This is a genomic window from Stenotrophomonas sp. Bg11-02, assembly GCF_002836635.1.
Classification (GTDB): Bacteria; Pseudomonadota; Gammaproteobacteria; order Xanthomonadales; family Xanthomonadaceae; genus Stenotrophomonas; species Stenotrophomonas lacuserhaii.
On record NZ_PJAY01000056.1, the window covers coordinates 18616 to 31428 of the forward strand.

The following is a 12813-nucleotide window of genomic DNA, read 5'->3' on the forward strand; positions in this document are numbered from 1 at the left end:
GTGGCCGATGCGAGGGCGCAGGCCAAGATGGCAACACGGCAAACCCCGACGGGTGCCCCCGTCCGTTCAACGGGAGGTCACCCACGCAGGAGCGTCACATGGAAGGTCTGTCTCGCGGTCTGGTCATGCTGTGCATCACGGTGCTGGGCATGGCAGCCGGTACCGCCGCCGACGCACAGCGTCCGCTGCCACCCGCGCCACCCGCGCCACTCCCATTGGCCGTGACCGCGCCGTTGCTGCAGGTGAAGGGCGCGGAAATGCCGGTGCAGCTGCAACGCGCCATGCTGGACGGGACGGTGGCCGCCGGCCTGGCCGAGATCCGCATCGAACTGGAGTTCCACAACCCCAATGGCCGCATGCTGGAGGGACAGCTGGAGTTTCCGCTGGCCGATGGCCAGCAGGTGGCGGGCTTCGCACTCGATATCGATGGCGCACTGCGCGATGCGGTGCCGGTGCCGAAGGCGCAAGGCCGGCAGGTGTTCGAAGCCATCGAGCGGCGGCGGGTCGATCCGGGTCTGCTGGAACAGACCGCCGGGAGCCAGTTCCGCCTGCGCATCTACCCGATTCCGGCACACGGCAGCCGACGCGTGGCGTTGACCATCCACCAGACCTTGCCAGTGGACACGCAGGGCCTGCGCTGGACGTTGCCGCTGCAATTCGCGCGGGGCGCGCAGCAGGCCAGCGTGCACTTGGAGGCCAGTGGCATCGGCGCTCCGCGTGCCTCGAACGGACTGCCATGGGCGTTCGCGCTGCGCGATGGCCGCTACCAGCTGCAATGGCAGGGCCGTGGCGCGGAGCTGCCGGCGCAGGCGCAATGGTTGCTGCCGCAGGTGCGCCAACGCGACGTGGTGGCCGGCCTGCACGAGGGCCAGCGCTACCTGATGGCACAGATCCCGGTGCCGGTGCAGGCCGTGGTGCGTGCCATGCCCACCCGCATCGGACTGCTCTGGGATGCCTCCGGATCGGCGGGCCATCGCGACCGGGAAGCCGAGTTTGCCGTGCTGGATCGCTACTTCAAGGCCATCGGCGATGGCCAGGTAGAACTGACGGTGTTGCGCGACCAGCCCGAAGCAACACGCCGATTCGGCATCCGCGGTGGCGACTGGTCCGCGCTGCGCGCCCACCTGCAGGCGCTGCCGCTGGACGGCGCCAGCGCGCTGGGTGCATGGACCCCGCAGCCGGCGGTGCAGGAATACCTGCTGGTCAGTGACGGGCTTTCCAACTACGGCAACCGCAGCCAGCCGGCACTCGCCGCAGGCCAGCGCCTGTATGCCCTGAGCGGTGCAGGCGCGCGCACCGACGTGGCGCGCCTGCGGGCCTGGACCGCTGCCCACCAGGGCGAGCTGCTGGTGCTGTCCACGACCGCTGATGCGGCGTCGGCGGCGGCGCTGTTGCTGCAGCAGGGCGCGGCGGTGCTGTCGCTGGAAGGCGAGGGAATCAGCGGCCTGGTGGCCGATGCCGGTGCGGCAGCGCAGGGCTGGTTGCGGGTGATGGGCAGGATCGAAAAGCCGGGCGGCAGCGTGCAGCTGCGCGTGCGGCTGCCGGATGGGCGCATCGACACCCAACGCGTGAGTGCCGGCGAAGCGCGGCTGCTGCCTGGCGGCCTGGTGGCACATGCCTGGGCGAACGGCCAGCTGGCCGACTGGGCGGGTGATCCGGTGGCCAACGCCGCAGCGCGACGCACGCTGTCACAGGCGTTCGGGCTGGTCAGTGCGGACACTTCGCTGCTGGTGCTCGAATCGATCGAAGACTATCTGCAGCATGGCATCCGTCCGCCGTCGCCGCTGCGCGCCGAGTACGACCGTCGGCACGCGCTGGCCAGCGTCGACGTGGCACGTGAGCGCAGCCAGCGGCTCGATGACATCGCACGGCAGGTCGCTGATCGTCAGCGCTGGTGGGAAACCCGCTGGCCCAAAGGCACCCCGCCGCAGGCGAAGCAGGAAAAGTCCAGCCCCGCCGCGGTCGCGATGGCAGCGCCGGTAGCGGCGGGGGAGGCCTTCGAGGCCCGACCAAACGACAGCGTCGCTGCGCCGCCGCCGCCGCCTTCACCCGCACCCGCACCCACAGGGCCGCAGGCCATGCTGGCGCGCCAGGCCCCGGCCCCGCTCGCTGAGCGCGCTGCGTCCGCGCCAGGCGCTGCCAATGGCGGCGAGATCACCATCGCGCTCGCGCCATGGGCCGCCGATGCACCGTATGCCCAGCGGCTGCGCGCGGCTCCGGCCGATGCGCTGTATCCGCTGTACCTGTCCGAGCGCGCACAGCATGCGGACAGCAGCGCCTTCTATCTGGACGTGGCCGACCTGCTGCTGGCCAAGGGCCAGCGTGCGCTGGCGCTGCGGGTGCTGTCCAACCTGGCCGAAATGCAGATCGAAAACCGGCACGTACTGCGCGTGCTCGGGTATCGGCTGATGCAGGCCGGTGCACCCGCACTGGCGGTGCCGGTGTTCCGTGACGTCCTGGCGATGGGCGAGGAAGAGCCCCAGAGCTACCGCGACCTGGGCCTGGCGCTGGAAGCCAGCGGCCAGTACCCGCAGGCACTCACGGCGCTGTACGAAGTGGTGCTGCGCCCGTGGGACAGCCGCTTCACCGGCATCTCGCTGATCGCACTGGATGAAGCCACCAACCTGATGGCACGCGAAGGACTGGACGCCCGTGCCATCGATCCGCGCCTGCGCCGTGCCCTGCCGCTGGACCTGCGCGTGGTGCTGGGCTGGGACAGCGACAACAGTGACATGGACCTGTGGGTGACCGACCCCAACGGTGAGCGCGCTTACTACGGCAACCGGCTGACCTACCAGGGCGGCCAGATGTCGCAGGACTTCACCGGCGGCTACGGGCCGGAGCAGTTTTCGCTGCGTGATGCCAAGCCGGGCACCTACAAGGTGGAGGCCAACTTCTTCGGCAGCCGCGAGCAGCTGGTGACCGGTGCGACCACCTTGAGCCTGCGCCTGAGCACCCACTGGGGCACGCGCCAGCAGCGCGACCAGACGGTCACCCTGCGCCTGAAGGACCAGACCGAGAGCGTGCTGGTCGGGGAGTTCACGGTGAAGTAGGACGCGCCATCGACGCGCCGGCGGCGGTCGGCGCGTCACCTGGCCGCGTGGCGCGCCGCGGCGGCCGCACCCCGAACAGCGGCCGAAGCAGGGCACTGCGCCGTATCAGTCCTTCGTGCAGCAGCACGCACAGCGCGAAAGTGCCGGCGAGCACCAGCAGCGGCTCAAGCCACGGGCCCAGTGCCAGCGGGCGCAAGGCATACAGCAGCAGGATCAGCACCGTCTGGTGCAGGACGTAGATGCAGAACACCGCCTCGCGGGCATACGGCAGCCAACGAAACGGGCGGTCCAGCCAGGCGCGCGCCCAGCCGAACAGCGCCAGCAGTGCGGTCCAGGTGTACAGCGCACGTGCGAGCCGTTCGCTGGTTGCCCACGGCAGCGCCAGTACCCACGGGTCCAGCCCGTCCACGCCGGGAAGTCGCCCCAGGGCGCGGATGCCCAGTTCGACGCTCATCGCAAGCAGCGCCAGTGCCAGCGTGGTCCGGCGCCAGCGCAGTACCAGCTCCCAGCCTCGCTGCCAGCGTGCGGCGAGGAAGCCGAGGGCGAACAGCGGCAACGACTCGGCATGCACGAAGGCATCGTGCACCAGTGCATGGGTGGGCGGATGGCGCGGCAGCAGGTAGAGCACGGTCCATGCCAGCCAGGCCACCGGCACGAGCAGGCCGAGCAGGGCCACGGTGCGATCGGAGGGACTCCCGCGTGGCACAGCGAAGCGGAGGGGACGCAGCAGGGTCGCCAGCGCGATCAGCAGCAGCGAGTAGGGAATCAGGTAGGCCAGGTACCACAAGTGGTTCCAGGTGAAGCCGAATCCGGCGCCCGCGAACCCCGCGCCCGGCCACGGGCGGAACTGCCAGTAGCGCCACAGGAATGCCCACAGCCCCGGAGTGACCCCCCCGTTGTCCACCGCCTCGCAGTAGGCCTGCAGGCTGACCACGGCGACGATGCCGAACAGCAGCGGCAGCAGCAATGTCCAGCTGCGCCGCAGGGCAAAGCGCCAACGCCCCTTCGCGGGCAGGGCCAGCCCCAGCGCGATCCCGGAAATGATGAACAGCAGCGGCATGCGCCAACGGTTCAGCGCGATCATCGGCCACTGCAGCCACTCGACCGTGTGACTGCTCTTGAGGTGAAAGTCCCACTCGGCCACGTAGGCCATGGCCACGTGGTATGGGATCAGCAGCAGCAGGGCGAACACCCGAAGGGCGTCCAGGTCGTTGCGTCGTTGCATGGGCAGGTCGGGTGCGGGACAGGAGCGGCCAGCGTGCGCGCGGCAGCGGCCGCCGCCATCGCCGAAGGGCCGTCCTGCGGGTGTCCTGGGACCAATGGCGGGCAGGGCGGGACCAACGGCGCGGGCGAAACGTCACTGCCACGGCATAATGCGCGGCATGGAATCCGCACCTGCAGCGCCGGATGGCGCGATACCCGCCGACAGGCCCGAGCGCCGGGATCGGCGTCGGATCGCCGGCTTCTGGGTGGCCTTGTTCAGCGGGACGGCGGCCGCCAACGTACTGGTGCGGTATATGCGTGCCGCCCGTGACCACGAAACGTTCGACTGGTTTGCCGGCACCGTCGACGAGGGCAGCAGTGCGCTGGTGTCGTTGTTGTTGTTGGCCGTGCTGATCCGGCTGGCGACGCGCTGGCCCCTGCATGCCGACACCTGGCGCCGCCTGCTGCCGGCCTACCTGATTGGCGCGCTGGCGTGGTGGCTGCTGCACGTGAGCGGCATGGTGGCCCTGCGCCACCTCGCCCATGCGCTGGTGGGCGGACGCTATCACTACGGGCCGTGGCCGACCCAATGGCTGTACGAGCTGTTCAAGGACCTGCAGACCTACGCCACCCTGGTCAGCGCGGTGCATGCGCTGGCCTGGTTCGGGCGCCGGCGGCAGGGCGAGGCGACCCTGCTGGCGGCGCCCGATGATGCGGCGCCGGTGGAGCCGGTCGAGCGTCCGGCGCATTTCCTCGTGCGCAAGCTGGGCAAGGAGTTCCTGGTGGCCACGGCCGACGTGGAGTACGCCCAGGCCGCCAGCAACTACGTCAACCTGCACGTGCGCGGCCATGACTACCCGCTGCGTATTACGCTGGCCGCGCTGGAGTCCCGGCTGGATCCGGCGGTGTTCCTGCGCAGCCACCGCAGCTGGCTGGTGAACCGCCGCTGCCTGCGCTCGATCGAGCCGCTGGATGGCGGCGAGGCCCTGCTGCACATGGCCGATGGGGCAACAGTGCCCTGCAGCCGGCGCCAGCTGCCGCTGCTGCGCCAGGCGCTGGGCGGCGGGTGAGGGCGGGGCAGGCCCCCGGGCGGGGTAGGCAGCAGCGGCGGCTGTGCTGGTATCATTACCGGTCATATTTCGAACACGAAACCGCCGACATGCTCGAGCTGAATCCTGTCCGCCAGCGAATCACCGATCTCACCGATCGCGTGGTCTCGCTCAGGGGGTATCTTTGACTACGACGTCAAGAAAGAACGCCTGGAAGAAGTAACCCGGGAGCTGGAAAACCCGGATATCTGGAACAAGCCGGAGTACGCCCAGAACCTGGGGCGTGAACGCTCGCTGCTTGAAAAGACCGTGGGCGGCATCGCCAGCATCCTCGATGGCCTGGTGGAATCCACCGACCTGCTGGAACTGGCCGAGAGCGAACAGGACCAGGAAACCGCCGATGCGGTGGTCGCCGACCTGGACAAGTACCTCAAGCACGTGGAGCAGCTGGAGTTCCAGCGCATGTTCTCCGGCGAGATGGACAGCTGCAACGCCTTCGTCGACATCCAGGCCGGCGCCGGTGGCACCGAAGCCCAGGACTGGGCCGAAATGATGCTGCGCATGTACCTGCGCTGGTGCGAAGCGCGCGGCTGGAAGACCGAACTGATGGAAGTGTCCGGCGGCGATGTGGCCGGCATCAAATCGGCCACCTTCCGCGTGGAAGGTGAGTTCGCCTACGGCTGGCTGAAGACCGAGATCGGCGTGCACCGCCTGGTGCGCAAGTCGCCGTTCGATTCGGACAACCGCCGGCACACCAGCTTCACCTCGGTGTTCGTGTCCCCGGAGGTCGATGACAACATTGAAATCGACATCAACCCGGCCGACCTGCGCACCGACGTGTACCGCTCCTCCGGTGCCGGTGGCCAGCACGTCAACAAGACCGAGTCGGCGGTGCGCATCACGCACATCCCGACCAATACCGTGGTTGCCTGCCAGACCGGCCGCAGCCAGCACCAGAACCGCGACACCGCGATGAAGATGCTGGCCGCCAAGCTGTACGAGCTGGAAGTGCAGAAGCGCAATACCGAGCGCGATGCCCTGGAAGCGACCAAGTCCGATATCGGCTGGGGCAGCCAGATCCGCAACTACGTGCTCGACCAGAGCCGTATCAAGGACCTGCGCACCGGCATCGAGCGTACCGACACGCAGAAGGTGCTGGACGGCGACCTGGATGAGTTCATCGAGGCCAGCCTGAAATCCGGCCTGGAAGCGGGCGCCAAACGCAGCGACGCCTGAGCCTGCGGGTCGCCTGCATGGTGACCCGCCCGGTGGCTGCAGCCGCAGCCACCCCCGGTCCGTCGTATCCTCGGCGGGCGCGAATCCCTGAAGACCCCCCCACAGACAACGACCGACCGAGCCCATGAACGAGCAGACCGCCGTGCCGCAGCCCCCCGTCGACGAAAACAGCCTGATCGCCGAGCGTCGCGCCAAACTGACCGCGCTGCGGGCCCAGGGCATCGCCTACCCGAACGATTTCCGTCGCGAAGACTTCGCCGGCAGCCTGCAGGCAGACTTCGCCGACGCCGAAAGCTGGACCGCCGAAGCGCTGGAGGCCAACGAGCGCCGGGTCAGGATGGCCGGCCGGCTGATGGCCAAGCGGGTCATGGGCAAGGCCAGCTTCGCTCAGATCCAGGACGAATCCGGCCGCATCCAGGTATTCCTGCAGGGCAACGTGCTGGGCGATGCCTACACCGCCTTCAAGGGTTGGGACGTGGGTGACATCATCGCGGTGGAAGGCGGCCTGACCCGCACCCGTACCGGCGAGCTGTCGGTGAAGGCCGAAAGCATCCGCCTGCTGACCAAGTCGCTGCGACCGCTGCCGGACAAGTGGCATGGCCTGGCCGACGTGGAGCAGCGCTACCGCCAGCGCTATGTGGACCTGATCGTGACGCCGGAGTCGCGCGAGGTGTTCATCAAGCGCTCCCGGATCATCCGTGCCATGCGCGCCTGGCTGGACAACCGCGACTTCCTGGAAGTCGAAACGCCGATGATGCATTACATCCCCGGCGGTGCGACGGCCAAGCCGTTCACCACCCACCACAACGCGCTGGACCTGGACCTGTACCTGCGCGTGGCGCCGGAGCTGTACCTGAAGCGCTTGGTCGTGGGCGGGCTGGAGCGCGTCTACGAGATCAACCGCAACTTCCGCAACGAAGGCGTCAGCACCCGCCACAACCCCGAATTCACCATGATGGAGCTGTACGAGGCCTACGCCACGTACACCGAAGTGATGGACCTGACCGAAGGGGTCATCCGTGATGTCGCCCGCCAGGTGCTGGGCACCACCGAAGTGGAGTGGGACGGTGCCCGCATCGACCTGGCCCCCGCCTTCCGCCGCTGGCGCATGGACGAAGCGGTGCGCCACCACAACCCGGAAATCAGCCTGGCCGACTGCACCGACCGCGATGCGCTGGTCGCGCATTGCGAGCGCCTGAAGATCCGCATCAAGCCGTCCTACGGCTGGGGCAAGCTGCTGCTGGAAATCTTCGAGGCTACCGTCGAGCACACCCTGATCCAGCCGACCTTCATCACCGACCATCCGGTGGAGGTGTCGCCTTTGGCCCGGGCCAACGATGATGCCCCGGGTTACACCGACCGCTTCGAGCTGTTTATCAACGGCAAGGAACTGGCCAACGGCTTCTCCGAGCTGAATGACCCCGAAGACCAGGCCGCGCGCTTCCAGGCACAGGTTGCTGCGAAGGACGGGGGCGACGACGAGGCGATGCATTACGACGCCGACTACATCCGGGCGCTGGAGTACGGCATGGCGCCGACCGGCGGACTGGGCATCGGCATCGACCGCCTGGTAATGCTGCTGACCGGCAGCAGCTCGATCCGCGACGTCCTGCTGTTCCCCTACATGCGCCCGGAAGCCTGATTTGGATACGCCGGCGCCGCCTGCACGGGCGGCCCGGTGCTACCGTGCGGGCGAGCGCTGGAGTATGGTATCGGCGAGGCCGCTGAGTGGCCGGATTGACCCGATTGCCGGGGGGAGGCGATGGGTCGCGTCCTTTACGCCATCACAATGTGACGGCGATCAAGATCCGGGGAGCGCATGGCAGGTATCGGACAGATGCAGGGTGCGGGCCTACAGAATGGCAGGTTATCCTCGCCAACCCTGATCCCGGGGTGGTCGAACAAGCAGGCAGAAGCAGCGTTGAATATTGTGATCGTCGACGACCAGACGTCCGCGCGGACGATGCTGCGCCATGTCATCGAAGACATTGCGCCGGAACTGAGCGTGCACGACTTCGGCGATCCGCTGGCCGCGCTCAACTGGTGCGAATCGCAGCCGGTGGACCTGCTGCTGCTGGATTACCGCATGCCGGAGATGGATGGGCTGGAGTTCGCCCGCCGTTTTCGCCGCCTGCCCAAGCACCGCGACATCCCGGTGATCCTGATCACCGTGGTCGGCGACGAGCCGATCCGGCAGGCAGCGCTGGAGGCGGGGGTGATCGATTTCCTGGTCAAGCCGATCCGTCCGCGCGAACTGCGCGCGCGCTGTTACAACCTGCTGCAGCTGCGACAGCAATCGGAGAACGTGAAGCAGCGGGCGTTGTCGCTGGAGCAGCGGCTGCTTGCCAGCATGCACGAAGTGGAAGAGCGTGAACGCGAAACCCTGTCGCGGCTCGCACGTGCCATTGAATACCGCGATGCCGGCACCAGCGCCTACCTGGAACGCATGTCCCGCGTGGCCGGGCTGATCGCCGAACAGCTGGGGCTTCCCGAAGAGGAGGTCAAGCTGATCGAGATGGCGGCGCCGCTGCATGACATGGGCAAGATCGCCATTCCCGATGCAGTCCTGCTGAAGCCGGGCAAGCTGACCGACGAAGAGCTGGTGATCATGCGCCGCCACCCGCGCATCGGCCATGAACTGTTGAGCGGCAGCCAGAACCGCTTCATCCAGATCGGCGCGCTGATCGCGCTGCGTCACCACGAGCGCTATGACGGCAGCGGGTATCCGGACGGCCTGGTCGGCGATGCGATTCCGCTGGAAGCCCGCATCGTGGCGGTGGCCGACGTGTTCGATGCGCTGATTTCGCCGCGTCCCTACAAGGAAGCGTGGACCTTCGATGCGACCCTGGCCTACCTGTACGCGCAGCGTGGCCGGCTGTTCGATCCGCGCGTGGTCGATGCCCTGTTGCGCGGGCGCCCGCAGTTGGAGCAGATCTGCGCCGAACACTCCACCGCGTCGGCGCGACCCGGGTTGTGAGCATGAGCGCGCTGCTGCCCCGGCTGCGCAATCGTCTGGCCCAGCGCCAGGATTCCGAGCATGGGCAGCAGATCGTCCGCATCGTGCTGATCAGCCTGATCCTGGCCTATGTGCTGATGCCGGGCGTGCGCAGCGACCTGCCGCATGACCAGTACGTGGGCGTGCTGGCGATCGTGCTGGGTGGTCTGGGGCTGTCCCTGCTGGCCTTCGGCTGGCTTCTGTGGCGTCCGCAGCGCTCCGATCCGCGGCGCATCCTGGGCATGCTGGCCGACTACGGCCTGATTGCCGCCGGCATGATCCAGATGGGCGAGCCGCTGTCGTGGGTCTACATCGTGGTGATGTGGGTCACGGTGGGCAACGGCATGCGCTTCGGCAACAACTACCTCTACCTCGCCGTGGCGATGGCGATGATCAGCTTCGGCTGTACCGCGCTGTACACCGACTATTGGGTCGACAATGCGCGGCTGGCGTTCGGGCTGTGGCTGGGCCTGGCGGCGGTGCCGCTGTACTTTTCCACGCTGCTGCGCCAGCTCACCGAAGCGATGGCCGAAGCACGCCGCGCCAGCGAGGCCAAGAGCCGCTTCCTGGCCAACATGAGCCATGAATTCCGCACGCCCTTGAACGGGCTGGCGGGCATGACCGAAGTGCTGGCCACCACCGAGCTGGATGAAGAGCAGCGCGAGTGCCTCAACACCATCCAGGCCTCTTCGCGCAGCCTGCTGGCGCTGGTGGAGGAAGTGCTCGATATTTCGGCCATCGAAGCGGGCAAGCTGCGCGTGGTCGCTGAAGATTTCGCCCTCGGTGACGTGGTGCAGGCCATCGGCCTGATCCTGCTGCCGCAGGCCAAGGCCAAGCGGCTGGACTACCGCGTCCGGGTGGATGAAGCCGTGCCGCCCCGGCTGCGTGGCGATACCGGCCACCTGCGCCAGGTGCTGCTGAACCTGGCCGGCAATGCGGTGAAGTTCACCGACCACGGCAGGGTGGAGATCCGCATCGACGTGGTCAGCGCCGCTGCCGACGGTGGCGTCCGCCTGCGCTTTGAAATCATCGACACCGGCATCGGCGTGGCCGCGCCGATACGTCCGCGGCTGTTCGAAGCGTTCGAGCAGGCCGATGTCAGCATGGCGCGGCGTCACGAAGGCACTGGCCTGGGAACCACCATCGCCAAGGGACTGGTGGAAGCGATGGGCGGCGAGATCGGCTACCAGGAGAACCTGCCGCAGGGCAGCCGCTTCTGGTTCGAAGTGCCGTTCGCCCCGCCGCTGCCGGAGCGCGTGGGCATCACCCCGGCGCTGGTCGGCAACCCGCTGGACAGCAGCAACGGCAATGTCATCGCCTTCGCCGATCCGTTCCTGCGCCACCGCGCGCGGGTGCGCAGCATGAGCATCCTGGTGGCCGACGACCACGAGGCCAACCGCATGGTGCTGCAGCGCCTCCTGCAGAAAGCCGGGCACCGCGTGCTGTGCGTCAACGGCGGCGAAGCGGTGCTGGATGCCATGGCCGAGAGTGATTTCGATGCGGCCATCGTCGACCTGCACATGCCGGGCATGAGCGGGCTGGACATGCTGAAGGAACTGCGGGTGATGCAGGCCGGCGGCGCGCCGCGCACGCCGGTGCTGGTGCTCAGCGCCGACGTCACCCCCGACGCCATCCAGCGCTGCCAGCAGGCCGGTGCGCATACGTTCCTGGCCAAGCCGGTGGTGGCGGTGCGGCTGTTGGATACGCTGGCGGAGATCGCCTCCAACCGCGACCTAAAACCTTCCGCGCCGGTCGTGCGCGCGCTGGCTGGTGGCACCGACGGCGTGCTGGATCCGGGCGTGCTGGACGAACTGGCTTCACTCGGCATGGGCGACGGCTTTGAAAGAGAGTTCGTCCGCCAGTGCCTGGGCGATGCGGAAAGCTGCATGCGCAAGGCCCATGCGGAAGGCGAGGCGATGGACTGGGTGCAGTTCCGCGAGCAGGCCCACGCGATAAAGGGCGTGGCCAGCAATCTTGGACTGGTGCGGGTGTCCAACCGCGCCGGTGAGCTGATGCGGATGGCGGACTGGCAGCTCAAGGCCGAATGGCGCCAGCGCCTGGCGGTGCTGGCTGGCGCGCTCAAGGAAGGTCGGCTGGCGCTGGCTGCGCGTGCCGCACAGCGCAACCAGCCCGGCGTGGACGAGGCGGACCCGCGCTGACCCGAAGCCCGGTCGACGTTGCGGAAAACGTGCCGGCGGGCCGCCGGCACGTGTCGGTTCACTTGGTGGGGGAGGGCACAGCTCAGGCCGCGTCAAGACCGGCACGACGGGTCTGTGCCTTGATCAGCCGATCCATCGTGCGCAGCGAGCGATCGCCCAGTGCCAATGCCGAATCGACCCAGACCTTGGTGATTTCCAGCAGTTCGTCATAGCTGACGGCCTGGGCCAGGTTGCGCGCGGCATTCATCGCCAGGTAGGACTGCGGAATGCGCTGGTGCTGGCGGATCAGGTCCTGCACGGCCTTGGGGCCTTCACCCTTGCGGACCAGTACGTCGACCACGCCCATCGCATGCATTTCCTCGGCACTGTAGACGCGGCCATCCAGGATGATTTTCTCGGCCAGCTGCGGCGCCACGCGGCGGCACAGGAACGAGTAGGCGCCCATGCCCGGGAACAGGCCGAACAGCACTTCAGGCAGGCCCATGCCTGCGCCTTCTTCGGCGACGATGGTGTGGCAGGCCAGGGCCATTTCCAGCCCGCCGCCCAGCGCATCGCCCTGGATCAGCGCGATTGAACGCACGTCACCGCCAAACCCGGTATGCAGGTGATGCACGCCTTCCACGCAGCGCTGTGCATAGGCCAGCAGGCGGTCGCGATTGCCTTCGCGGATCAGCCGGGTGAACAGGTCCAGGTCGCCGCCCAGGTTGTAGGCGGTGGCGTCGGAGGCCAGCACGAAATGGCGCAGGCGGCCGTCATGGCGGCTGGCAGGCCCCCGGGTCACGGCGCTCATGTAGCTCCACATTTCATCGAGCATGTCCTTGCGGCAGCAGGGGCGGATGCCGGTGGATGCATCGGCGTGCATGAACAGCCAATGGGCGGCGCCGTCGGCGCTGTCTTCGGTGCGGATGGTGGTGTATGGGCGGTTTGCAGGCAGCTTTTCGATGGTGCTCATGGCAGGTTCCTCGGCATGGCGGGCCCGCGGGGAAATCGGTGGTCGGCGGGCCGAACGGGTCCACTCGCGGGGATGCTACACCGGCCCAGTCGCCCCAAATGCAAAAGCCCGGGGCGTTTCCACCCCGGGCTTTTCACTTTTCGCTCATCCGCGTCTCGGTAGTGAC

Annotated in this window: 8 protein-coding genes; 6 read left to right on the forward strand and 2 right to left on the reverse strand. The window is 67.9% G+C overall.

Annotated elements, in window-relative coordinates; all coding sequences use genetic code 11:
* The first annotated feature begins 98 nt into the window (after positions 1-98).
* On the forward strand, positions 99-3053 hold the full coding sequence (locus CXG43_RS09030) for a VIT domain-containing protein (RefSeq protein ID WP_101099671.1): 2955 nt from the start codon (positions 99-101) through the stop codon (positions 3051-3053).
* Here the strand turns inward: CXG43_RS09030 and CXG43_RS09035 are convergent.
* Complete coding sequence (locus tag CXG43_RS09035) at positions 3040-4278, reverse strand: acyltransferase family protein (RefSeq protein WP_101099672.1); 1239 nt, start codon at positions 4276-4278, stop codon at positions 3040-3042. The two genes, CXG43_RS09030 and CXG43_RS09035, sit on opposite strands and share 14 nt — an antisense overlap.
* A 157-nt stretch (positions 4279-4435) precedes the next feature.
* Between CXG43_RS09035 and CXG43_RS09040 the strand changes: the two genes are divergently transcribed.
* The 5 genes from CXG43_RS09040 to CXG43_RS09060 all read left to right on the forward strand — a co-directional run bounded on the left by CXG43_RS09040 (position 4436) and on the right by CXG43_RS09060 (position 11695).
* The gene (locus tag CXG43_RS09040) at positions 4436-5326 is read left to right on the forward strand and encodes a LytTR family DNA-binding domain-containing protein (RefSeq protein ID WP_198551357.1); all 891 of its coding nucleotides are present in this window, start codon (positions 4436-4438) and stop codon (positions 5324-5326) included.
* A gap of 89 nt (positions 5327-5415) precedes the next feature.
* A protein-coding gene (gene prfB, locus CXG43_RS09045) for a peptide chain release factor 2 (RefSeq protein WP_101099674.1) occupies positions 5416-6541 on the forward strand; the annotation gives its coding sequence in 2 pieces (ribosomal slippage) (positions 5416-5490 and positions 5492-6541; 1125 coding nt in all).
* Positions 6542-6665: 124 nt separating this feature from the next.
* A complete protein-coding gene (gene lysS, locus CXG43_RS09050; protein ID WP_101099675.1) occupies positions 6666-8183 on the forward strand; it encodes a lysine--tRNA ligase in 1518 nt (505 codons plus the stop codon).
* Positions 8184-8378: 195 nt separating this feature from the next.
* On the forward strand, positions 8379-9518 hold the full coding sequence (locus CXG43_RS09055) for a two-component system response regulator (RefSeq protein ID WP_042612809.1): 1140 nt from the start codon (positions 8379-8381) through the stop codon (positions 9516-9518).
* A 2-nt stretch (positions 9519-9520) separates the two neighbouring features.
* Positions 9521-11695, forward strand: a complete 2175-nt coding sequence (locus tag CXG43_RS09060) for an ATP-binding protein (RefSeq protein WP_101099676.1) — start codon at positions 9521-9523, stop codon at positions 11693-11695.
* Positions 11696-11777: 82 nt separating this feature from the next.
* Here the strand turns inward: CXG43_RS09060 and CXG43_RS09065 are convergent, their stop codons facing one another.
* Positions 11778-12647, reverse strand: a complete 870-nt coding sequence (locus CXG43_RS09065) for a crotonase/enoyl-CoA hydratase family protein (RefSeq protein WP_101099677.1) — start codon at positions 12645-12647, stop codon at positions 11778-11780.
* Between the last annotated feature and the right edge of the window lie 166 nt (positions 12648-12813).

What these genes read in the sequence shown, in the direction of transcription:
- CXG43_RS09065 (WP_101099677.1), bottom strand. Translation starts at nt 12,647, where the DNA reads ATGAGCACCATCGAAAAGCTGCCTGCAAACCGCCCATACACCACCATC.
- lysS (WP_101099675.1), top strand. Translation starts at nt 6,666, where the DNA reads ATGAACGAGCAGACCGCCGTGCCGCAGCCCCCCGTCGACGAAAACAGC.
- CXG43_RS09055 (WP_042612809.1), top strand. Translation starts at nt 8,379, where the DNA reads ATGCAGGGTGCGGGCCTACAGAATGGCAGGTTATCCTCGCCAACCCTG.
- CXG43_RS09035 (WP_101099672.1), bottom strand. Translation starts at nt 4,278, where the DNA reads ATGCAACGACGCAACGACCTGGACGCCCTTCGGGTGTTCGCCCTGCTG.
- CXG43_RS09030 (WP_101099671.1), top strand. Translation starts at nt 99, where the DNA reads ATGGAAGGTCTGTCTCGCGGTCTGGTCATGCTGTGCATCACGGTGCTG.
- CXG43_RS09060 (WP_101099676.1), top strand. Translation starts at nt 9,521, where the DNA reads ATGAGCGCGCTGCTGCCCCGGCTGCGCAATCGTCTGGCCCAGCGCCAG.
- CXG43_RS09040 (WP_198551357.1), top strand. Translation starts at nt 4,436, where the DNA reads ATGGAATCCGCACCTGCAGCGCCGGATGGCGCGATACCCGCCGACAGG.